Origin of the sequence: Antrihabitans auranticaus (assembly GCF_016481275.1) — a bacterium.
GTDB lineage: Bacteria > Actinomycetota > Actinomycetes > Mycobacteriales > Mycobacteriaceae > Antrihabitans.
Genome location: NZ_JAEMNW010000001.1, coordinates 985,644 through 1,005,400, shown reverse-complemented (window position 1 = coordinate 1,005,400; position 19,757 = coordinate 985,644). Strand labels below are relative to the sequence as shown.

The following is a 19,757-nucleotide window of genomic DNA, read 5'->3' as shown; positions in this document are numbered from 1 at the left end:
GTGGCGTCGTCTAAGTACAGCTTTGAACTTTGGAGCAAGACAGGTGTTTTGATCGCTGACCTTACTGGCATTGCCTTTAATCGCCATGTCGTGATGAGCCGCAATCAGCCAGAACATATCTTGTTCGACCTGGACCTAGACGCATTCGAAGCGTATTGCGTCAAGAACAAGATTCTACCTTCCCGTGCCCTTATACCTGGAAGCACTGAGGTACGTGTCCGTCGTCTGGGCAAGTATCTCGTTGGTGGGCAGCTCGTCCATGCAGAGGCATCGCTCAATCCAGAGAAGAACGCAATCGAATGTCGAGCGATGGGATTCCTCTGGCTATTTAGTAAGCGACGCACGGGCACAACGACAGCAGGGTTTGTCTCGGAGGTCTATACGGCTGAAAATGGCACTGCGAAAAGTCGCACCGATCTAGCGTGGGCGTTGATCGACCAAAGTCAGGCGTTAACGAACGGCGACTTTGGAGTTACGAGAGGGGAGACCGGCGGCTCTACGGCGCTGCGAGACAAGCAATACAAGCGCACCATCATCATGAATGCCTTGCAGGACATGACAAACCTGCAGACCGATCCAATCGATATTTGGTTTACTCACGACAAGACTTTTAATACTTCCGCTTACATGGGATCTGATCGACCGGACATAGTATTCGAATACCCGAAGAACATCACAAAACTGAGCGCCCCGATTGATGCAACTGATCTGACGAACGAAGTGATCGGACTTGGGCAGGGTGCGGCGGATGGTACGCAGGCCGAATATTACGCAGAGGACCCTATCTCACAGAGCGATTACCAGCTCAGGCAGGACATTTACAACTCGAACGCGACGGATAACAGTGACGGCGGTCTTACCGATGGTTCGGAGGCTGAACTGGAAAGAAGTGCTCAGCCGATCAAGATTCCTTCTTTCTCGGTAGATAGCGGCCAACCACCATTCATCACCGATTACGGGGTTGGCGATCGAGTGATGCTAAAAGTCAACAATCATCCGTTTCTTAGCTACCTCAACGGTATGGTTCGCGTCGAAAAGATTTCGCTCGATATAGCGGACGAAACGGATGAAGAGACGGTGACGCCGGAAGTGAGCATCGTCTGATGGGTGTAAACAATGCTGAGAACGGAATCTACAACGCGCTCATCAATAAGATGAACGATCTCGATAGACGCTTGACGGAACTGAAGACTGCGCCACAGCCGATTGGAAACGGATCACTCAACTACGCAGTCTTTAGTGGCGGGTTTACGTTTGGAGGAACTGTCATCGCAGCAGGCGCGACAACACGCTTCTCGGTCGTCTTCATGGACGACGATCTTCCCTTTACCTTTGCTGGACTCGATGCGATCAATCGATACACACTGTTGGACTTCCTGTACAGCGTGTATATCGACGCGGCAGACGAAGACCACCTATACCCTGGCGGCGCGTTGCTCACGTCGGGTCAACGACTGCTCACGCCGACGTTCTGGCACGACTACGCCAGTTCAGGCCTCAGTCCCGAGAACGGACAACGCACCGTGTATATACAGATCACCAACAACGACAGCTCATCCCACACTTACTACATCAATGGTAATGCGCTTATACCGCGGCCAGCACTAAAGCCGCTCTAGGAGGAACATGGAAGAAGATTTGCAGTACAAAGCAGTTGTAACGGAATCAGGCGAGCAGATACTTATGAGCAGTGCGCCAGGCATGAGTCTGAGGATCATGAGTGATGGTGATCCAGTAGTGCATGAGACCGAACTGAAAGTATCACCGAATGAATTTGCTGAATTGCAAAAACAAGCAGAGACAAATTCAATATCGAATGATATATTGGGTTTATAAGAGGACCTCACCATTACAACACACACCGCAGCACTTGATAGTTCACAAACGGATGTCGAAGGACATTCTAAGTTTCTGAACCATATAGTCCAGCCGGGTGTAGCGACGTTCATTAACTCGACCAGCCTGCAGGTAACCCAGCGTGGCGCTGGTGCCAACATGTCGGTCGACGTGGCGGCGGGCAACGCGCAACTTGAGCTTCCATCTCAGCTGTACAGCTTCTGGTGCTGGAACACCGCAGCAGTCAACGTTGCTATTTCAGCAGCCGATCCGACCAACCCACGTATCGATACCATCGTTGCTTGGTGCGATCCAACAGTCACATCGCTTGTCTCGAACAACTCACCGGGCTCGCTCAAATTCAAAGTCGTGGCCGGAACACCAGCCGGTTCGCCAGTTGCCGCCAATGACGCCGCGATCCAAGGGTCGGTCGGTGCAGGCATTGCTTGGGAAAAGCTAGCGACGGCCCAAATAGCCGCGCTTGCAACCACTGTCACGAACGCCAACATCACTGATGCACGTACGCCGATCTACTTGGGCGTCAAGCTCGCGCCTGGTGCCCTCACCACAGGCGAGATGGGCAGCAGCACTGTCACATCGGACAAAGCCGCTACAGGCTTTCTCGTACAGCGAGCTGCCGCAACCTTCTCTTCAGTGGCAACAGGAACAACCGTCTTTCCAGTAGATGACACGATCCCTCAGAACACTGAGGGTGTTGAGTACATGACCTGTGCCATCACCCCGAAGTCGACGACGAACATCCTTCAGATTGACGCCACGATCATGCTGTCGTGTGCTGCAGCAGAGAACCTTCAGGCTGCAATCTTCCAGGACACAACGGCGAATGCCCTTGCGGCGAACGGAGTCTTCCAAGCAAGTGCGAACGGTCCCGTGGTCTTTAGCGTCAGGCACTCGATGGTGGCTGGCACAACTGGTACGACAACCTTCAAGGTACGAGCTGGAGCTGGTTCGGGTAACACAGTTACTTTCAACGGTTCTGGCGCTGCTCGCCGCTATGGCGCGATTGCGAAGTCGTCACTGGTCATCACGGAGTACAAGGCGTAATGGATTACGTCGTTCCGATTGTCAGCGCGGTCAGTGGACTGCTGGCCGGAGTGATCCCGACGATCCTCGTTCAGCGTCGCTTGTTTCGAAAAGACGTATCCAATGCCGCTGACGCACACCTCAAGACGTTCTACAACACCGTCAACGACCAGATCAAAACCTTGGATGAGCGATACACGCAGGAGATCCAGGGACTCAAGACCGAGCAGCGAGATGAACGCAAGCAGTGGGCTGAGGAGCGCAAGCATCTGAACGCAAAGATCGACACGCTGTCAACAGCGCTGCACAGCAAAGAGCTTGAGGGAGCAGAACTTAAGGGTCAGGTGCTCGTTCTTACTGAGCGACTGTCTCACTACCAGGGGAACGCTTAGTCATGACCATCAGCCTCGAGCAGTTTAAGAACAACACGCTCGGAAGGTCATACGGCAATCCTGGAACTGGAACGTACGTCGGTGAGTGTGTCAGCTATGTGCGTCTCTACATGGAGGAAGTTCTTGGTATCAAGACAGCGGTGTGGGGTCACGCTCGGGACTATTACTTCAATCCGCAGGTGCTCGCGCTATTTGAACGAGTTCCAGTCGCGCAGAGCCAGGATGGCGACGTTGCCGTCTGGACAGACGATGAAGGCAACTGGACTGGTCCGGAAGGGCACATCGGCATCAAGTACAAGGGTGGCATTTTGAATCAGAACTACGGCGGAAGCCGCGTCGTGAGCATCAATCACATGTTCTCGCAAGGCTTCCTGGGATATTTAAGACTGAAAGGACAAGACATGAATGACATAGCAGATCGAGAATTCGTCGCGCTCGCAACAGTATTGGCGATGAACGTACAGCCTGAGGTTAACCAGGTCTTCATGAATAATATCGGAAACCCAAAGACTCAGGTACTTCAGAACATGCTGAACTACCAGGAAAGCAAGAGCTTTCGGCTTCGTGCGGGTGCCTACGACGAATTGCAGGCAAGGATCAAGCAGCTTGAGGCTCAGCTCAAAGCGGCTGGCGCAGATCAATTTGAAGAAGTCGGCACAGTACTCGGCCAGCCAGTATATCGAAGGAAAAAGTAAGGAGGCATATGGAACTAAAACTCACAAAGCTCACCAAACAGCAATGGCATGACATCCTACGAGCACTGCTCTATCTCGTGATCTCGAGTGTGCTGAGCGCGCTGATCTCATGGGTAGCACAGAACGAAGACTTGTTCGGGCCTTTACTCCCGGTGGTTAACCTCTCTCTAGTCACGATCAAGAAGCTCTTCACTCAAGAAGGCTAAGCCATGGAGTTCCTGCGAAACGGCGTCGATGAAGATAGCCACTTCGCAGATGTCTTCGCTGCTGCCATCCTTCGCGAACACATTGATCTCACTGAGGATCACGTCGCGGAGTGGAGACGGTCAGGGTTCTTAAGCGACGACGAGATAGGCGGCATCATCGCTCGGTATGAAGAACTAGTCCAGATTGTCCGCTCAGACATCGCCTAGACACGTCTCGCTGCGTGCAAGGGCTCCACATGGATACTTTCCTAGTTTGCAGTCTTCAGCCTCATACGCGGCCTTATACGTTGCCTATGTGTACTATCGGCTAAGCAACCTCCAGTCAAAGGAATTCTTATCATGGCGCGCATAGTCAAACAGGTCATCGAGGTTACCGACGACTTCGACGGCAAGGAGATTCAAGAAGGCCTGGCCGAGGCGATTGAGTTCGGCTTCGAAGGAACAACCTACCGGATCGATCTGCGCCCCGAAAACGCAGAGAAGTTCAGGAAAGATTTGTCCAAGTGGGTAGCCGCCGCTGCGAAAGTTACCGGGACACGCGGTCGACCACGCAAGGCAGCATCGACCGCTTCAGTCTCGTCACCTAAAGCATCTGGGTCGGGTCGTTCCAAAGAAGAGCTGGCCAACATCAGAGAGTGGGCGAAGAAGAACGGGCATGAGGTGTCCGAGCGAGGACGGATCTCACGGTCAGTACAGGATGCGTACGACGCCGCGCACGCTGGCTGACAGGGACAAAGAATCACCCCGCCTTCTGTTTGGAAGGCGGGGTGATTCCTTCTAGTTCACATCTGATCGGGTCGCGTCCTCCCGTTCGTCGCGTGGTACTCAGTGGTTGTAGAACTTAAGCACGCGCGACAAGTCGTTCGCGGTGCTGCCTGCGTTGATAATGTCGCTTCGCATGGAAGCAACGGCTGCAGCGACTGAACGATCAACCGACCGACCCCGCTCGACAACTTCGTAGTCTTCGGCGTCGTTGCTGAACCGTGTGTAGCGAATTAGGTCCTCGCAGGTGCTTTTCGCCTGATCTATGGCGTGCAGCAGGCGCTCGACGTCGGCCCCTAGGCCTGAGATTTCGTCCGCACTTCCCATGACAAAGTTGGCGAATTCCTGAATTGCCTCGTCCTCGTCCATCATCTAGTCCTTCCGAAACTGTGGCAGGCCAACGACGTTCAGAACACAGCGCTGGACGTGCTCGAGATACGCATTAAGTGTCACGAGCAGCATGGCCGCGAGCGCTGAGTCTTCGTCCTTTATAAGGTCGTTGATTGCTTCAGCTAGGCCGTGTGCTTCATCGATCATTCTTTCAATCGGCGCTATCTGATCAGGTCGCAAATCAAAGGAATACTTAATCATTCGTCGTAATCCTCCTCGGAAGCCAAGCCGATTGGTCCTTCGTCAAGAGGCGGTCTGGTCAGCTTTAGTCGCCGACGCGTAGCGATCTCCTCGCGGACTTCATCGACAGGGCGGCCATACTTTTGCCGACTCATTTCACGGATGGCGAACTCGATATCGGTTTCGGGCGGTTCGGGCAGTGCCTTGAACGTGACCGGTCTTGTATCTTGCTTGCCATCGTCGCCGGTCATGATTTGTGCGATGCCGTGGAATCGAGGCTGTCGTAGTAGATCAGTCTCAGACACCCGATCCGAACCGAGTACACGCGACCAGAGACGCGCTTCGTCGGTGGAAGCAGCCTTGAAGAGAACACGCGTACCGGTGTTGGCGACAATGCCGTCTCGCAGTTCAGCAGATATGTTGCGATTGGTGATGAACTGCGTGCCGAGTACCAGGTGATAGTTCAGCGCACGGCCACGGGCCAAGATGTCGGTGATCCCACCCTGGATATTGTTCATAATCTGGAATTCATCCAGATAGGCGAAGTTTGGCTTAGTGGCTTTGGCCTTCTGGGCTGCCGCCCACATGAACGCGTTGAAGAGCGCGGCCAACAGCTCCGCGCTGGCTGGCGGCATGCCAGCGAAGCTAATAGCCAGGATCTTGTTTTCTTGAAGGAACTCGCGGAACTTGATCGTGCTCTTGGTCTGACCGATGATGTTGCGAATTTCCGGCCTACCAGCCAACTGCCAAACTCGGCGAAGGAGCGGTTCGACGTACTGATCCCACCTGTCACGCCTGCGGTCGCCTAGCGCGGCCTTCGCACCTGGATATCGCGCCCAAAAATCCTTCAGCTCTGGATCTTTCACGCCTTCGATCAGATCCACGGCCCACGCGTGTTCTGCCGGGTTGCGAGGACTTATCAGGGATGCCAGATCAATGAAGGTGTAACCGCCGCGCTCGACCAGCGTCCATAGACCGTGATGAAGAAGCTCGCGGAACGCGACACCCTCTCGGATACTTGGATACATCGCCTCAAACACCCCTGCGATGAGATCGATCGCTTCCATGCCAAAGTCTTGGTCCAGGAAATTGATCGACGGAGGGCAAGTGGCGTCGTCCATCGGGCTGACTACGGCCACATCGTCGCGGCGCGCCCGTGGCATTGCCCCCAAGAATCGGTAGTGGAGGCGCTGCCGAGAGATGTCAACGCCTCCATCGAAGACCGTGACTCCGTACCCTGCGGTGGCGTCCTGTATCGCATAGTTGGACATAGCGACGCTCTTTCCGCTACCAGTCATTCCGGCAACGAACATATGGTGACCTGTGTATTCGTACGAAACCGCCACCGGGCGCTTTCTCCCAGAGACGTCGCTATCACCTAGTACGCGACCGACACGAGGAATCGCATCTGTTGTCGGGAGTCGTCGAGCGATACCTTGGCGCATGCCTGCTATCTGAGGGTCTCCTATACCCCACGCCAGCAAGGAAGAAAGTTCCGATGAACTTAGCTGCATCCCAAACCGGCGCGGGGTCAGCGCGTTATTGACCATGTCGTTCAACAGGCGAGGTTTGACCTTCTTGCCGTAGAACTTGTTCGTCTGGTTGTCTTCGCTCTTGAGCGCACGCATCACCTTCATGACCAGTTGCTCCGCGCGCTTCGGGTCGCTCGCGCGCGCAGCTATCCGACCCGATACGACGAACTGTGGTTCGCTTGCCTTCAGGCGTCGGTCGGACACCTCGGTTTTACCGGCGTCGGTGCCGGTGAGGAACGCTTCGACAAATCCCGGCCGCGCTTTGGTGACGCGCCCGTCCTCGGGAATTTTCACGCGGTCGGTTTGCCGAACGACCAACTGGTACAGCACTTCTTCGTCGGGAAAGTCGGTCTGGATGGCCTTGAGCAACTTGGCCGATTGCACGTCTGCGGCTGGGAGTCGCAACGACCGTAAAGGATTGGTCATCATTAGCTCCACCCCGAACTGATACTCGACGCTCCTACGTCGACTGTCGTTCGATCTGATCTCCTCGACCAACTCTTCGAAAGTGGTCGGCTCGAACTCGTATGGCGTGATATCGATTCCCGGCATGTGCGCTTCAAGCTGGCCAACGACGTACTCGCTGTCTCGTGAGGGAACGTGAATCCTCTGACTGATACCGGAACTCGATGCTGCAACCTCGAAGCAGATTGTCGGCTGTGGTCCCCACGCTGCGAAGTCGGACTCCATGTTCTTGCCCAGCGAGCGAATGCCTGCGTTCACTGCACTCTCCGACAGCCCGGTTTGGTGGATCAGTTCGTAGCGGTCGCGAGCAATATCTTGTTGGCGTTGTTTGACTCTCATTTTCTTGTCCCATCTGTCCCATGCGAAGTAGGCCGGGGTTCCGACCAAAGAAACAGATAGGAGGTAGATGATTGCTTCATTCATCTACCTCCTACTGTCTCAATTTCCGAGTGTTTGGTCTATAGACCTTTGGCGTATCGGTATGCCTTGACTGCGCGCCTGAGGATGATGTAGCCCCCAATGAAGAACACGCTGAAAAGCACCCAGCCGACGTAATCAGACGCGAATGCGATAAACATCTGACCGACGACCATGATGAAGAGAAGCGCCCAACCGAAGCTGAAGATGCTCTTGGATCTCATTGCGACCGACCGACCTTGACGTTGTGAAGCTTGGTACGCCAGTCCTGCGGCATGGAGCCTCTGGTTAGGTCGCACGCGTGCTGCGCGACAACCGAGTCGATCAAATGGTGCGTGTCGGCTGGAAGCCTGCGCTTCAAGCTCGCTGCCGACATTCGCATCGCGTAGTCCGCTTGCCGGAAACGGAGCTGCACCTCGTCGAAGAAGAGCGCTAGCTCGTTGAGGATCTTCTGCTCGTCCAGTGGTGTTGCGTCGCCATACATTTCAGATCACATCCTTACTGAGGGTTCCAGACGACCGGGCGACTGTTGCCGTATAGCTCTCGGACAACGCATTCCATACTTAGAGCCGACAGTTCACGGAGTGCGCGGTCTCGTGCTTGGCGAGCCCGGTATTCGAATTGGTAGAGCTGCCATGACTCCTGACGGGTCAAGGGCGGGACCGGGCGACCAAGTGGGTTTGCCACCGCTGGGAACCGCTCCGGTGTGGTTGGGAATTCGTCCATGCCAACTACCTAGCCTTCAGTGAGATCCGGTCGGCTAGTGACTGCGAATCCACCGCACCATTTCTTGCTCAATCTGCTGCTGCATGTGGTCGTGGCGCTCGAGTATCCGCGGTGCCAGCGCTTCGGCATAGTCGTTCTGCTGAGCTACATCTGTCGCCTTCTGTGTGATGACACTGAGATCCGAGATGCGTTCGTGTGTGTACGCCGCAACCCGTCGTGCCAGCTCGTTGGCGCGATCCATGGCGTTGAAGTCCTTGTGCATCGTGAGTTCGTGATTGCGATCGAGCTTGGCAAGTTCGCCGCCGAAGATCCGTCGAATTGGTCCCGCCGGTGCTGGCAGGGCTGGCGGGGCGGCTCGGCGATATGGGATAGGCCGGTTGTCGCTGTTGGAAGTCATTTCCTTCTCCTGTTCGACGTTCGGGCTGACGTGCGTCGGTCCGTGGATAGATGATGCCATCTAGGCAAGAGAAGTCAAGTTGTTACGTAGTAACAAGTTGGCTTGCGTTGTCTGTGGTCCTAGCATTGCAACCTGTGACAACTGGCAAAGAGGTGCTGACGCCGAGGCAGAAGGCTGCCCAGACCAAAGAACGGCAAAGCAAGATGAAGATCGTCCGGGCCGCAGTGGAGTTGGCGCGTCGATCTAAACCCATCACGCTTGAGAGGTTGCTTGCGCGTGCTCGGGTCGGTAGCGGAACGTTCTATAAATACTTTGAGAACATGGATGAGCTTCTCGGTAAGTTAGCTGATCTGTCACAGAAAAATGTGAACCGACGGATTGAGCGAGAATGTCATGGTGTCAGCGACCCGAGGGTAGCTCTTCTTATATGTAATGAGTGCCTCATCGAACAGATATCAAAATACCCTGGGTTGTATCTGCGAGTAGATCCGTTTGAACTGGTGCGGAGCTATCGTGAAGGGGTCGAGCGGATACCGAATAGGAGTCCAGTTCTAGAGGCGGAAGTGCAGGGTTTGCTTACATACCATGTTGCCGGTTGCACCGGATCTATCACTTCCTCCCTTTCTTGGAGTCGGACAATTACAGACATAATGGTGGTCGATGCCGGGGTTGCATTACTGTCGCAGGCGACCGGACGGATCCTTCTTAGGATTCTTGACCCCCATTTACCGCCTCAGGGCGGAACTTAAGATTTTCGCCACGCAATATCGATCAACTGAGCGCACACACGACGGCTGATCGGGACTGGTCATCGGTCGTGGGTTTGTCACACAGTTGTCACAGCTGGTGTGACAAAACGACAACCGCCCTGACCCCTGTTCGAAGAACATGCAGGTCAGGGCGGTGCAGCGGACTCAACAGAGGTAACTAAGCGGACTTAAAATCCGCACAGTGTCGGTTCGAGTCCGACTGGGGGCACAGTAAAAGCGCTGGTCAGAGGGTTGCGGACGAGGATTCGGATATTCGATCCGTGGTGATGGTCCGCAGTGGGTCCGCAGTAGGCGTTAGACGTCTCTGATAAAGACGAAGTGCCGGTTTTCTCGGCACCGTGCCCGCTTCAAAGTACGTGTGTCGCGACAGTCATGGATTGTGAGGAGATTGCGGCGATCCGATTACCGGCCGACCCGCTGACGGTCGCGGAGTTTGTGCACGAGCACCCGCCTGCTGTCGCCACCCAGGTCCGCCGCGTGATCGCGATCAATCATCACCACCGCATCCATAGCCATCCAGCGCCGGGCACGTCGCCACAAATCAGGGCCATGTTGGATGCACGCCGTCGAGACCGCCTGGCTCGCTTACGTCTACAGGTCGCACCCATCTTTTCAGGGGTTGCCGGCGTGGGGTGGCCAGGAGGATTGTTCGGACGCCGGGATGCCGCGCTGCTGATGTTCACCGCGCTCGGATACCGGCCTACCGAGATTGCCCGGTTCCATCGAGGTGAGGTCACCGTCGACGAGTCGGCATCAGAACGCAATGCAACAGGACGGCGATTCAATGACCCACAGCCAGGATTCAGCCGACAGCTACGATCCCTCGTTGGAAGAGCCGGGCATTGCAGGCGATCCGCCGGAAAGCGTCGAAGACTTTTACAAGGATTCGAGGGAAGGCCTCATCGATGATTTTGGGCCGATGCCTGGAGGAAAGCTGATTTTCAGGGACGAGGGCGAGTAGACCGTCGATCGAGACCGCGAGAAACGAATGAACGAAGTTCCGATGACGACACCTGCGCCCTTTAAGTGAAAGATTCGAGGATCGGGCATCATTGGTACGTATGGAGTCGATCTTGCTCTGGGCGACAGCTATCGGAGGAATCTCCACCGCGATTGCAACCGGCGGCCTCGTATGGGTCGCCCTCAGAACCCTCGGGGGTGCAAATAAGCAGCTCCAGCTCCTCCGTGAGCAGGTGGACCGAGAGGCTCGCCCTTACGTGGTACTCGAAGTAGTGCCGGGACTTCATGGCCTAGGTTCTTGGGATCTTGTCGTCAGAAACATGGGACGAACTATCGCGCGCGATGTCCGAATGGACATCGGCGATTTGTCTCGCCGCGACGAAAAAGACTTCATCACCGAACCGCTAGCTAGATACCTGTCAGCAAAGCGGATACTCGCTCCCAGTGCTCGACAGCGAGTGATGTGGCGACGCGAGCCCAATAAAGAGGTAGGCCGACCCGAACCTGCCGGGGCATCGCAGAAGGTGTCGGCCACCGTCACATACAAAGACGACGTCGGTGCGTCATACACAGACGTGTACGACCTTTCAACAGACACCATCGACGATTCCACGCCTGCGCCCACGCAGGGCCCGAAAGTGCTTGGCGATGATAAGGAACTCGTCAATATCGAGAAGGCGATCCGAACTCTCAGCATCCATCTCGGAGAGCTTCGCCGGTGAGGAACGACCTTCATCGCAGTGTGGAATCGCCTGTCCCGCACTCAAGATCCACAACAGGCTGACGGTTATGTAGCAGCACTACAGCAGCCTTCAGTCGCAAGCAGTTTCGGCATGCTCCGACATTGGGTCGTTTATGCGACAAGTGCGCGAGGCTCGGCCCTATTGTGTTCGCGGCGATAATTGGCGGTGATCTCGCCGGGGTGTTGGCGGTTGCCGGTCTCAGACCCCTCGCCCCCCAACCGCTTTTAGTCCGAGCGGTATCATCCGGTCCCATATTCGTTCGTTTTTGGGTCACAGTTCGACTGCGTCCGCGCTGACATGTCGACCCAGCAAACCAGTGTTACGAAACTCGTCCCAGAATCTATGTGTCGAATCTTCAAGGTGTCGGTGAGTTCTGAAACACCGATCTCGTGTCTGCAGATGCAGTTCTTTCTGGTGCTTGCGGGGTCGGCGATCCCAGTTTTGGCGATTGTGCCCGTTCCCGTATCTATCGGCCTATCTTCCAGAGAGGGTGAGAAATCGTCGCCCGAATCTGCGAGGCGAGGGGCCGAACATGCGGCATGGCCGGCGTGAAGGTAGACCGCGGCGACTTCCAGGGGGTCTCGGGTTGTTGGCCGCAGCAGTACTACTTGCTGGCTGCGCAACGAGTACAGATTCGGGCGAACCTGAAAGCGACTCATCGTCGAACCCCGGTGCAGCCTTCTCCGGGACGTACACCGTGGAAATTGTCGATACCCTTCGCAACGGCCAGCCCTACGATTCTGCGACGCAGCCGAAGCCGAGAAAGTTCACCTGGGTGGTGCAGTCGGTGTGCGAAGGTGCCGCTGGGGGGTGTACGGCCGTCGCGGCATCGACGGCACCGGATCAGTCTTCGAACGTGAACCGCGATCGGCTCGACTTGATTTACGACGGCTCGGCATGGACACGCGTGATCGAAGGTATCCCCCGCGAATGCAAAAACAATGAAACCGGTGCGGTCATAGTCGAGCCATGGGCCGGGATTCACTCCATGACGTTGACCGCAACCAGCAACGCGAATCCGGCGCCGAGCTTGACCGGCAACATCACATTTTTACAAGGCAATACATGCCACCAAAAGAACGACGCGACGATCACTCTCACCCGAACGGGCGACGTGCCCGCCGGAACACCCACGCCAGATGCAGATCCGATCGAACCGCTTGTTCTGGACCCTCCCGGCGCCGCGTTCCGGGGCACCTACACCGTGAATGTCACCCGAGTCGCAGCACCGAATTTCGCTCCCGGACAACGCACCGAGTATCCGGTCACGCAGCTGCAAGCGACTCCGACCTGTACGCGAAGCGGCGACAGATGCATGATCATGATCGACGACGGAAGCGGCGTCCCCACGTTCTTGTGGTTCGTCGACGGTCACTATGAATCAGTATCCACATCCGCGCATCTGATCGATTGCCCGTCGAGCCCCACGGGCAAAAGCGACAACCCTCAATATGTGCATCGGCTCGAAAACGTCGATGGATCTAGCCCCGCACAGACGATTCGCGGAACTGGTACGTATACATACGTCGGCGACTGTGCCGGGGAGTTCGTCGACGAGTGGGTCGCCACACGAACGGGCGACTAGAAACCGCCCGAGGACCTCGCAGCAGTCGAGCAATTGGCGTTCGAATAGGAGCCAGCGAGCGTCGACGAGGTGGCCACCCCGAGCGAGACCGTCACCGAAGCCGCGTCGACGTGCATCACGGCTGATCCCGTGTGAATAGTCCCGTCGAGTCCGTCCAGCAGCAACGTGTCACCGTCCAAATCGCCACTTCGCGACATAACCCCGGCGGAGGTCGGTGCGTGACGCGACGAAGGGCACCTCCGCGACCAGCGGTTGCAGTGGGGTAGACCGGAGAAACCATGCCTGGTTGTCGATCTCGATGCTGTCCGGCGTCTGTGCTGTCACGTCGCCCTCCTCATTCAGCCTGGACCTATTCTGTATCGAGGGAAGTGCGTGCAGCCACATCTGCACCGCAACGAATTCGGCAACAGTACGAGCCATCGCAAGCTGCTGCGTCGCCGTCTTACTGCCTGTTCGGCGAGGATTACGTGCCCGGGCAAGCGGTTCCCGGGGGGGGGGGGGGGGGGGGGGGGGGGAGTAGTCGACGGCACCGAGGCAAGAAGCCCGTCGGGCACGGTGCCCTACGGGTTTCAGGATCAAGTAAGAGCGCCCGTCTGTTGCGCTGTCCATGAGCACGACACCTGAAATCGATGCACGCTGCCGATGCCTGAATACACTTCCAGAGTGGCCGATCCGACCGTGTTCACCGACGAATCGAACTGGCGCGGTGGACTGTACGAGCTATGCATACACGTTGGCTACATTACCGACGAGAGGAGTGACGCCCGCCTCGAACGCGCAATGGTGTCTGTGTGCCGCGCGGCGAACGTGCAAGGTTGCTATGCGACGAGAAACCTCGAGCCCGCCGAGCAGTCCGAAATCCCTTGCACGCTAGCCTCACTGGCGCGTGCTGGTCATCTGTACGGCACCGTCCCCCTGCCAGGCGGGCGCACCGTAGTGTGCGGGTGGTACGTCACCCGGGACCTCGAAGACGGCACCGACTGTCTCGGCTTCTACATGCCGGTGGAAGCGCTACAGCGCGCGTCGATCTACCCCTTCGATCAATGGGCGGGGTGCGAAGACCTAGCATGGCGACGAATCGTCGATGACTGGCTGGCCGATGTCGGCACCGCGGTCTATCGTGACGTCGACTTCAAATTTGCTGTGATCGGCTGGCAATTGGACGTCTTCACCGAGCGCGATCTCGAGGACGGTGTTCCGAACGAACATCGCGAAAGTTACCTGCTGCCGTCCGATGGACGCCTGTGCTATGTACCGGCAAACGTGTGAGACGGAAGCAATTTCAGAGCCCCGGTCCCGATTTTCGCTGCGACCGGTAGGTTCGTCACATCGGACGCGCCGTCTTGTGCGATCTCGACATGCGCTCCATGTTTGTCGAGATCACGAAGAAGTCCCACTGATCTAGGTCGAGCGGACTCGCCGTGGTTTTGTCGCGATGCTCGAACAGGCAGAACACACGTAGACGTCCGACTGCCGTTCCCGTACGACGGCGATTGAGTCGGCAGTCGCGTCCCAGCCCTTCTTCGGTTCGATGTCGAAGCGGACGTTCGAATGCCGGGGCTGCCTCCAACTCTGCAGATACGCTGCCGATTTCACCTCGACGCGTATCCCGCCTGCAGTGCGCAGATCCGACGAATTCCACTCGATGCGGGGTCTTTCCACGCGACCCAACGCGCCCATCGCATCCGCCGACCGTTTGGCTCGCGCGGCGAGCCGCCGTTCGGGCTGGTGTTGTGCGTCCCGCCGTTGATGGCACGGGACGCACAACACACACAACGTCGTAACCAGGCGTTGAAGACCTCGTTGTCAGTTGGTTTCCACGCGCAGGTTGCCGGCCCACGAGGCCAGTTTTCCGGTGTTGCAACCGCCGGTCACCCCTTCGGCGACGATCGACACGTCGTGCGTGCCGGGAGTGACCGGGATGAAGTATCCACCGTCGCGCTGGCCTGGGCCGACCTTCGCCGATCCCCATTCCGCGCCATCGATGTAGATGTGGGCGATCATGTCCGAGCAATGTGCTCGGGATGCGGTGAATTCGACTTTCAGTCCGCTGTTCGTGTTTACGGTGACCGTTGGGCGCTCGGCGCAGATCTGCCCGGTCGAGTTGCAGTTGCTCACTGCGATCGGATGGTTGGTGACGGTAGCTGCCGAGGCGGGAGCGGCAAACGCGACCGCGGAGAGGCCGGCCGCAGTGGCCACGGCGACCGATGCTGCGATGGTCTTGAAGCTGAAGGGGATGCTGGTCATTGGAATGTGCCTTTCGAAGTGGTCGACCTCCCTGTGTGTGTCAGGAAGTTGTCTTCAATATTCGGCTGCTCGGCGGTGCGCAAACAGTCGATAGAAGGTGGGTTGCGACCCTTCCGGGGGTGCCCAAATCCCCACCGATGGTGGGCGCTCGACGCTCGAGTCGCGGTGCCTGCTCGATCTATCGCATTCGGCGACACCGCAATTCGGTTTCGAATCCGTCAAAGTCGACGGATGCCGCCAATCGAAGGAGGACGCAGGTCATGAGTAGCGACGACGGCGATCACCGGGACTGCGCTGCCGTCGTCGGCCAACGAGGCGGACAACCTTGTGCCGCTGTCGTCCGAAATGACCCGCCGACGCCTTCGTCGGTCACCAGCAGACGACACCCCAAACTCAGTGAACTACTGCCCTCAACTGGGTCTTATTTTCAATGTACATACTGCTACCTCAAATATGTTGTCGCGCAACATTCTTGGTGCGCAATATGCGTGCGACCAACTCGCCCGAAAGGCAGGCCTTGTAATAGGTGAGCACCATTTGCACCCACGCGTCCGTGGAGTAGTGGAGTCGTTCCCGGTCGTGCTGCCGCTCGATCGACTGCAGATATCCGGCGTGGGCCTGGCCCAACTCCAGCAGGGCCAGTCGACCGTGGGGACGAAGAATCGAGGCGAGTCTCTCGAGTGCGTTGTCTGGGTGCACCCAGTGAAACGATTGCGCGAAGACAACGAGATCGATGTTCACATCGCGTGCGTGAGCGCCAGCTTTCCATTCATCGTCTATCGCCAGATCCGAGTTCTCCTCGTACTCCTCATCGAACGCGGCGGGTACGTCTTGGTCTGCGAAATCCGCATCGGTTCCAGGCGCCGAATATGCCTGTGAGAACGCTGATTTCGCCGGACGGAGATTGGCGTCACTCGCCCACATGTTGGACAACAACGCCAGCGCGCTCACCGGGAGCGGTACCTTCGACGGCGGGACACCTACCGCCACCAAGCAGGGTATGGACTGGCGCTCGCCGTGGACTGTGCCGGCCGGAGCGCCGCCGAGTGCGCCGATAACCAAATAGGTTGATACACCGGCGAAGTCGCCGACAAGCTTCAAACTCCGTGCGCTGCGCTACGGTTGGTGCGGTCGGCATTGAGTGCCGCGAGGTCGAGTTCGTAGGTATAGGCTCGGCGGGTCAGTTCCGAGAATCGATGCACTGCTTCGGGGTTGCCGACGACAGCGGCTTTCGGTCTTTCGCTTCGCTCTCCGGATAGCGTTCGGAAGACTTGTTCCGACGTTCCCTTGATTGTCACGTCGGCCGGTGGGGCCGCGCGCGAGAGCGCCATTTTTACGCCGTGTGCGCCGGAGGTGAGCAACAGGTTGTCGCCGTCGGCGATAATCGCGGCGGTCAGGTTGGGAAAGTGGACGGCTTCGGCGATCTCGGCCTCATTGGGATAGAGCGCCATCACCGCGAATATCAGCCATCGCCCCTGGCTTTCGTCACCGTCGGTGCCAGGTGCTAGCAGTGGCGCTCCCCACCGTGCCAGCCCAACCAGCGCAGTTCGCAGCCCGCGTCCCCAATCGGTTAGTTCATACACACGCGCAGACACTGGCGCCGGCTGGACTGCCGACCTGATAACGCCATCGTCTTCCAGGGTCCGCAGTCGCTGTGCAAGCAAGTTCGTCGCGATGCCCGGCAGCGATTTCTGCAGGTCCGAATACCTGCTCGGGCTGATCAACAGTTCGCGAATCACCAGCATGTTCCATCGGTCACCGACAAGGTCCAATGCTCGGGACAACGCACAAAACTCCCCATAGGACTTCATGCAACCAGCCTAATACTTGACAATCAGGAGTTGATACTTGAAATAATAAAGTAATGATCGATGTAGAGACGCGGCCGCAGAAGTCGCGCACCGTGGTGCTGGCTGTCCTGTGCCTCGCAACCTTGACCATCAGCCTCGCCACTACCTCGATCAACGTGGCGTTGCCATCACTGGCCGTGGAACTGAACGCCAGCAACCGCGAACTGCAATGGATCGTCGATGCCTACAACCTGACGTTCGCGACCTTCGTCCTCGCCTTCGGCAGCCTCAGCGACCGGTACGGCCGCAAAGGCGCACTGCTCACCGGACTGGCGATTTTCGGCCTCGGCGCAGTCGGTGCCTCCCTCGCGGAGAGTTCTGCGCAACTGACCGGGTGGCAAGCAGTGATGGGTCTGGGTGCGGCGTTCGTCTACCCCACCACGCTGTCCATCCTCACGAACGTCTTCACCGAACGCGCCGCCAAGGCGAAGGCGATCGGAGTCTGGGGCGCCACTACCGGCGTGGGCGTGGCGTGCGGACCGATCCTCGGCGGCTGGATGCTCGAATCCTTCTGGTGGGGCAGCGTCTTCCTCGCTCTCGCCCTGACGGCGGCGATCGCGATCACCTCCGTGAGCACAGTTGTCCACACTTCACGCGACCCGGAAACACCCCGCATCGACTACGGCGGGCTCGTGCTCTCTGCGCTCGCGGTCGGCAGCCTGGTGTACACGATCATCGAAGCTCCCGAACATGGGTGGCTCAGCGGTACGACCCTCGGCGGATTCGGCTTCGCGAGTGTGCTGTTCGTTGCGCTGGTGTGCTGGGAGCGCGGTCGCGATCAGCCGATGATCGACATCACCCTGTTCACCAACATGCGTTTCACCGCAGCCAGCGCCGCCGTGACGTGCGCCTACTTCGCACTGTTCGGTTTCGTCTTCCTCATCACTCAGTACTTCCAGTTGGTGCATTCCTACAGGCCGCTCGAGACGGGACTCAGGATGCTGCCCGTCGCGACCTCCATCGCGGTGGGATCGATACTGGGAATGCTGTTGGCGGTTCGATTGGGCAACAAACTGGTGGTCACGGCCGGACTGCTGCTGTTCACGAGCGCGTTCATCTGGATTTCGACGTTGAGTGCTTCGACCAGTTACCTCGAAATCGCCGGGCAAATGATTCCGCTCGGACTCGGTTTGGGCTTGGCTGCCGCCCCCGCCACCGAAGCCATCATGGGAGCTGTACCCCTGAACAAGGCGGGTATCGGATCGGCGATGAACGATGCAACTCGCGAAGTCGGTGGCACACTCGGCGTGGCGGTAATCGGCAGTGTGTACGCCTCCCTGTATGCCTCCACGCTGGCCGATTCCGCAGCGGCACAACAACTGCCGCCGGGGTTGCGGTCTGTGGTCGAGGAATCGATCGGCGCTGCGGCAACAGTCGCCGAGCAGGTCGGAGCGGCCGGAGACGTGGCGAGCGCGCAGGCCATCTCGCAGGCCGCCAACGCGGCCTTCCTCGACGGCCTCGCGGCAGGCTCCTACATTGCCGCAGCGGTGACCGCGATCGGCGCGATCGTGGCCCTCCTCTTCCTTCCGGCGAGGCCGAAGTGAACATTCACGGCACAACCAGCCTGTTCTATGCCTCTACCACGCCGGGTGCGCGGCCGCCCGGGCGCCTCCGCTACCTGGTTGGCGGCACCGGTTCCCCCGTTGTTCTACTGCACACGGTGCGCACCCAAGCTGAGCACTTCCACCGACTGATCCCTTTTCTGCTGCCGCACCACACCGTGTACGCACTCGACCTGCCCGGTATGGGGCACTCCGACATCACACCGGGCGCCTCCTACACGGAACCCTCGATGCGTCACGCAGTAGCGGACTTCCTGACGGGGTTGGATCTTCGCGATGTCATCGTGATCGGCGAGTCGATGGGCGCGGTGCTCGCGCTCACCGTGGCCGCGGACTTACCGGAACGAATTCGCCGAGTCATCGCTATCAACCCCTACGACTATGCCGGCGGGATTGCCCGATCCGGCTTGCTCGCGCGAGCGCTCATGGCCGGCATCCGGACACCCGGCATCGGTCCGATAGTCGCAGGCATCGAGCCGAGACCCGCGGTGCGTGCGATCCTGCGAGGCGGTCTGGTCGACAAGTCGGTCCTCACCGACGAGTACCTCGACGAGCTCCTCGCAGTCGGCCGTCGGCCGCAGTATGCCCAGGTCGCGTACTCGGTCTTTACCAACCTGCCCAGTCTCATCGCCGCCCGGTCGCTCTATCCCCGCGTGAAAGTCCCGGTCCGAGTGGTCTACGGCGACAAGGATTGGTCGCGGCCATCGGATCGTCACGCCAACGAGGCGCTGTTGCCACACGCCGATTTTGTGCACCTGCCGAACATCGGCCATTTCGCCTCCCTGGAAGGGCCCGTCGCGATCGCTGCACTCGTCGTCTGACAGGGACTGCGATGTGTCGTTCCGAGACGGTCAACGCCGCACACCGTGATCCGGATCGACAACCAATGAACAGATAGCTGCGCAGCTGCGGTGTCCGAGCGCCCGAGGATCGAAGTGTTAGCCAGGATCCGATGGGGGAGTGGGGTTCTGCCAACGTCACGCGTTGGGTCCGCAACA

At 58.0% G+C, this 19,757-nt stretch carries 24 protein-coding genes; 13 read left to right on the top strand and 11 right to left on the bottom strand.

The window, feature by feature from the left end; all coding sequences use genetic code 11:
* The 6 genes from JGU72_RS04535 (at position 1) to JGU72_RS04510 (ending at position 3,967) form a co-directional block, all read left to right on the top strand.
* Positions 1–1,104 carry a hypothetical protein gene (locus JGU72_RS04535; protein ID WP_199682523.1) on the top strand — a complete coding sequence of 368 codons (1,104 nt, stop codon included), beginning with the start codon at positions 1–3 and terminating at the stop codon, positions 1,102–1,104.
* Positions 1,104–1,619 (top strand): hypothetical protein, encoded by a 516-nt coding sequence (locus JGU72_RS04530; protein ID WP_199682522.1) that lies wholly within the window; start codon positions 1,104–1,106, stop codon positions 1,617–1,619. The genes JGU72_RS04535 and JGU72_RS04530 overlap by 1 nt, the downstream gene beginning before the upstream one ends.
* A 7-nt stretch (positions 1,620–1,626) precedes the next feature.
* Positions 1,627–1,836, top strand: a complete 210-nt coding sequence (locus tag JGU72_RS04525) for a hypothetical protein (RefSeq protein WP_199682521.1) — start codon at positions 1,627–1,629, stop codon at positions 1,834–1,836.
* Positions 1,837–1,995: 159 nt separating this feature from the next.
* Positions 1,996–2,901 (top strand): hypothetical protein, encoded by a 906-nt coding sequence (locus tag JGU72_RS04520; RefSeq protein WP_199682520.1) that lies wholly within the window; start codon positions 1,996–1,998, stop codon positions 2,899–2,901.
* The gene (locus tag JGU72_RS04515; protein WP_199682519.1) at positions 2,901–3,272 is read left to right on the top strand and encodes a hypothetical protein; all 372 of its coding nucleotides are present in this window, start codon (positions 2,901–2,903) and stop codon (positions 3,270–3,272) included. The genes JGU72_RS04520 and JGU72_RS04515 overlap by 1 nt, the downstream gene beginning before the upstream one ends.
* Positions 3,273–3,274: 2 nt before the next feature.
* Positions 3,275–3,967 (top strand): CHAP domain-containing protein, encoded by a 693-nt coding sequence (locus JGU72_RS04510; protein WP_199682518.1) that lies wholly within the window; start codon positions 3,275–3,277, stop codon positions 3,965–3,967.
* Positions 3,968–4,134: 167 nt separating this feature from the next.
* Here JGU72_RS04510 and JGU72_RS04505 read toward each other — a convergent pair whose 3' ends face one another.
* Complete coding sequence (locus tag JGU72_RS04505; protein WP_199682517.1) at positions 4,135–4,275, bottom strand: hypothetical protein; 141 nt, start codon at positions 4,273–4,275, stop codon at positions 4,135–4,137.
* Positions 4,276–4,512: 237 nt separating this feature from the next.
* On the opposite strand from JGU72_RS04505, the gene JGU72_RS04500 reads away from it, so the two are divergent.
* A complete protein-coding gene (locus tag JGU72_RS04500; protein ID WP_199682516.1) occupies positions 4,513–4,899 on the top strand; it encodes a histone-like nucleoid-structuring protein Lsr2 in 387 nt (128 codons plus the stop codon).
* A gap of 99 nt (positions 4,900–4,998) precedes the next feature.
* Here JGU72_RS04500 and JGU72_RS04495 read toward each other — a convergent pair whose 3' ends face one another.
* The 6 genes from JGU72_RS04495 to JGU72_RS04470 form a co-directional block, all read right to left on the bottom strand.
* Complete coding sequence (locus tag JGU72_RS04495; RefSeq protein ID WP_199682515.1) at positions 4,999–5,304, bottom strand: hypothetical protein; 306 nt, start codon at positions 5,302–5,304, stop codon at positions 4,999–5,001.
* A gap of 3 nt (positions 5,305–5,307) precedes the next feature.
* Complete coding sequence (locus JGU72_RS04490) at positions 5,308–5,526, bottom strand: hypothetical protein (RefSeq protein WP_199682514.1); 219 nt, start codon at positions 5,524–5,526, stop codon at positions 5,308–5,310.
* Positions 5,523–7,925: a type IV secretory system conjugative DNA transfer family protein gene (locus tag JGU72_RS04485; RefSeq protein WP_199682513.1), complete on the bottom strand. Its 2,403-nt coding sequence runs from the start codon at positions 7,923–7,925 to the stop codon at positions 5,523–5,525. The genes JGU72_RS04490 and JGU72_RS04485 overlap by 4 nt, the downstream gene beginning before the upstream one ends.
* A gap of 35 nt (positions 7,926–7,960) precedes the next feature.
* Positions 7,961–8,143, bottom strand: a complete 183-nt coding sequence (locus tag JGU72_RS04480) for a hypothetical protein (protein WP_199682512.1) — start codon at positions 8,141–8,143, stop codon at positions 7,961–7,963.
* On the bottom strand, positions 8,140–8,403 hold the full coding sequence (locus tag JGU72_RS04475) for a hypothetical protein (protein WP_199682511.1): 264 nt from the start codon (positions 8,401–8,403) through the stop codon (positions 8,140–8,142). The genes JGU72_RS04480 and JGU72_RS04475 overlap by 4 nt, the downstream gene beginning before the upstream one ends.
* A gap of 276 nt (positions 8,404–8,679) precedes the next feature.
* Positions 8,680–9,102, bottom strand: coding sequence for a hypothetical protein (locus tag JGU72_RS04470; RefSeq protein ID WP_199682510.1), 423 nt, complete (start codon positions 9,100–9,102; stop codon positions 8,680–8,682).
* 1,494 nt (positions 9,103–10,596) lie between these two features.
* On the opposite strand from JGU72_RS04470, the gene JGU72_RS04460 reads away from it, so the two are divergent.
* From JGU72_RS04460 to JGU72_RS04450, 3 genes are all read left to right on the top strand, one after another.
* Complete coding sequence (locus JGU72_RS04460; RefSeq protein ID WP_199682508.1) at positions 10,597–10,773, top strand: hypothetical protein; 177 nt, start codon at positions 10,597–10,599, stop codon at positions 10,771–10,773.
* A 100-nt stretch (positions 10,774–10,873) separates the two neighbouring features.
* A complete protein-coding gene (locus JGU72_RS04455; RefSeq protein WP_199682507.1) occupies positions 10,874–11,494 on the top strand; it encodes a hypothetical protein in 621 nt (206 codons plus the stop codon).
* 877 nt (positions 11,495–12,371) lie between these two features.
* Positions 12,372–13,100, top strand: a complete 729-nt coding sequence (locus JGU72_RS04450; RefSeq protein ID WP_199682506.1) for a hypothetical protein — start codon at positions 12,372–12,374, stop codon at positions 13,098–13,100.
* A gap of 168 nt (positions 13,101–13,268) precedes the next feature.
* Here the strand turns inward: JGU72_RS04450 and JGU72_RS04445 are convergent, their stop codons facing one another.
* Positions 13,269–13,424 (bottom strand): hypothetical protein, encoded by a 156-nt coding sequence (locus tag JGU72_RS04445; protein ID WP_199682505.1) that lies wholly within the window; start codon positions 13,422–13,424, stop codon positions 13,269–13,271.
* A gap of 354 nt (positions 13,425–13,778) precedes the next feature.
* On the opposite strand from JGU72_RS04445, the gene JGU72_RS04440 reads away from it, so the two are divergent.
* Positions 13,779–14,369, top strand: a complete 591-nt coding sequence (locus JGU72_RS04440; RefSeq protein ID WP_199682504.1) for a hypothetical protein — start codon at positions 13,779–13,781, stop codon at positions 14,367–14,369.
* A 537-nt stretch (positions 14,370–14,906) separates the two neighbouring features.
* Here JGU72_RS04440 and JGU72_RS04435 read toward each other — a convergent pair.
* The 3 genes from JGU72_RS04435 to JGU72_RS04425 form a co-directional block, all read right to left on the bottom strand.
* Positions 14,907–15,347 (bottom strand): hypothetical protein, encoded by a 441-nt coding sequence (locus JGU72_RS04435; protein ID WP_199682503.1) that lies wholly within the window; start codon positions 15,345–15,347, stop codon positions 14,907–14,909.
* 447 nt (positions 15,348–15,794) lie between these two features.
* Complete coding sequence (locus JGU72_RS30540; protein ID WP_307828289.1) at positions 15,795–16,337, bottom strand: class I SAM-dependent methyltransferase; 543 nt, start codon at positions 16,335–16,337, stop codon at positions 15,795–15,797.
* 107 nt (positions 16,338–16,444) lie between these two features.
* A complete protein-coding gene (locus JGU72_RS04425; protein WP_199682502.1) occupies positions 16,445–17,158 on the bottom strand; it encodes a winged helix-turn-helix transcriptional regulator in 714 nt (237 codons plus the stop codon).
* Positions 17,159–17,211: 53 nt separating this feature from the next.
* Between JGU72_RS04425 and JGU72_RS04420 the strand changes: the two genes are divergently transcribed.
* Both JGU72_RS04420 and JGU72_RS04415 read left to right on the top strand, forming a co-directional pair.
* Positions 17,212–18,741, top strand: coding sequence for an MFS transporter (locus JGU72_RS04420; RefSeq protein WP_199682501.1), 1,530 nt, complete (start codon positions 17,212–17,214; stop codon positions 18,739–18,741).
* The gene (locus tag JGU72_RS04415) at positions 18,738–19,580 is read left to right on the top strand and encodes an alpha/beta fold hydrolase (RefSeq protein WP_307828288.1); all 843 of its coding nucleotides are present in this window, start codon (positions 18,738–18,740) and stop codon (positions 19,578–19,580) included. The genes JGU72_RS04420 and JGU72_RS04415 overlap by 4 nt, the downstream gene beginning before the upstream one ends.
* Positions 19,581–19,757 lie beyond the last annotated feature (177 nt).

Excerpts from the sequence above, each read along its gene's own strand:
- JGU72_RS04485 (WP_199682513.1), bottom strand. The coding sequence starts at position 7,925 with ATGAATGAAGCAATCATCTACCTCCTATCTGTTTCTTTGGTCGGAACC.
- JGU72_RS04455 (WP_199682507.1), top strand. The coding sequence starts at position 10,874 with ATGGAGTCGATCTTGCTCTGGGCGACAGCTATCGGAGGAATCTCCACC.
- JGU72_RS04435 (WP_199682503.1), bottom strand. The coding sequence starts at position 15,347 with ATGACCAGCATCCCCTTCAGCTTCAAGACCATCGCAGCATCGGTCGCC.
- JGU72_RS04520 (WP_199682520.1), top strand. The coding sequence starts at position 1,996 with ATGTCGGTCGACGTGGCGGCGGGCAACGCGCAACTTGAGCTTCCATCT.
- JGU72_RS04490 (WP_199682514.1), bottom strand. The coding sequence starts at position 5,526 with ATGATTAAGTATTCCTTTGATTTGCGACCTGATCAGATAGCGCCGATT.
- JGU72_RS04530 (WP_199682522.1), top strand. The coding sequence starts at position 1,104 with ATGGGTGTAAACAATGCTGAGAACGGAATCTACAACGCGCTCATCAAT.
- JGU72_RS04500 (WP_199682516.1), top strand. The coding sequence starts at position 4,513 with ATGGCGCGCATAGTCAAACAGGTCATCGAGGTTACCGACGACTTCGAC.
- JGU72_RS04420 (WP_199682501.1), top strand. The coding sequence starts at position 17,212 with ATGATCGATGTAGAGACGCGGCCGCAGAAGTCGCGCACCGTGGTGCTG.
- JGU72_RS04480 (WP_199682512.1), bottom strand. The coding sequence starts at position 8,143 with ATGAGATCCAAGAGCATCTTCAGCTTCGGTTGGGCGCTTCTCTTCATC.
- JGU72_RS04515 (WP_199682519.1), top strand. The coding sequence starts at position 2,901 with ATGGATTACGTCGTTCCGATTGTCAGCGCGGTCAGTGGACTGCTGGCC.
- JGU72_RS04495 (WP_199682515.1), bottom strand. The coding sequence starts at position 5,304 with ATGGACGAGGACGAGGCAATTCAGGAATTCGCCAACTTTGTCATGGGA.
- JGU72_RS04460 (WP_199682508.1), top strand. The coding sequence starts at position 10,597 with ATGACCCACAGCCAGGATTCAGCCGACAGCTACGATCCCTCGTTGGAA.
- JGU72_RS04475 (WP_199682511.1), bottom strand. The coding sequence starts at position 8,403 with ATGTATGGCGACGCAACACCACTGGACGAGCAGAAGATCCTCAACGAG.
- JGU72_RS04425 (WP_199682502.1), bottom strand. The coding sequence starts at position 17,158 with ATGAAGTCCTATGGGGAGTTTTGTGCGTTGTCCCGAGCATTGGACCTT.
- JGU72_RS04470 (WP_199682510.1), bottom strand. The coding sequence starts at position 9,102 with ATGGCATCATCTATCCACGGACCGACGCACGTCAGCCCGAACGTCGAA.
- JGU72_RS04525 (WP_199682521.1), top strand. The coding sequence starts at position 1,627 with ATGGAAGAAGATTTGCAGTACAAAGCAGTTGTAACGGAATCAGGCGAG.
- JGU72_RS04510 (WP_199682518.1), top strand. The coding sequence starts at position 3,275 with ATGACCATCAGCCTCGAGCAGTTTAAGAACAACACGCTCGGAAGGTCA.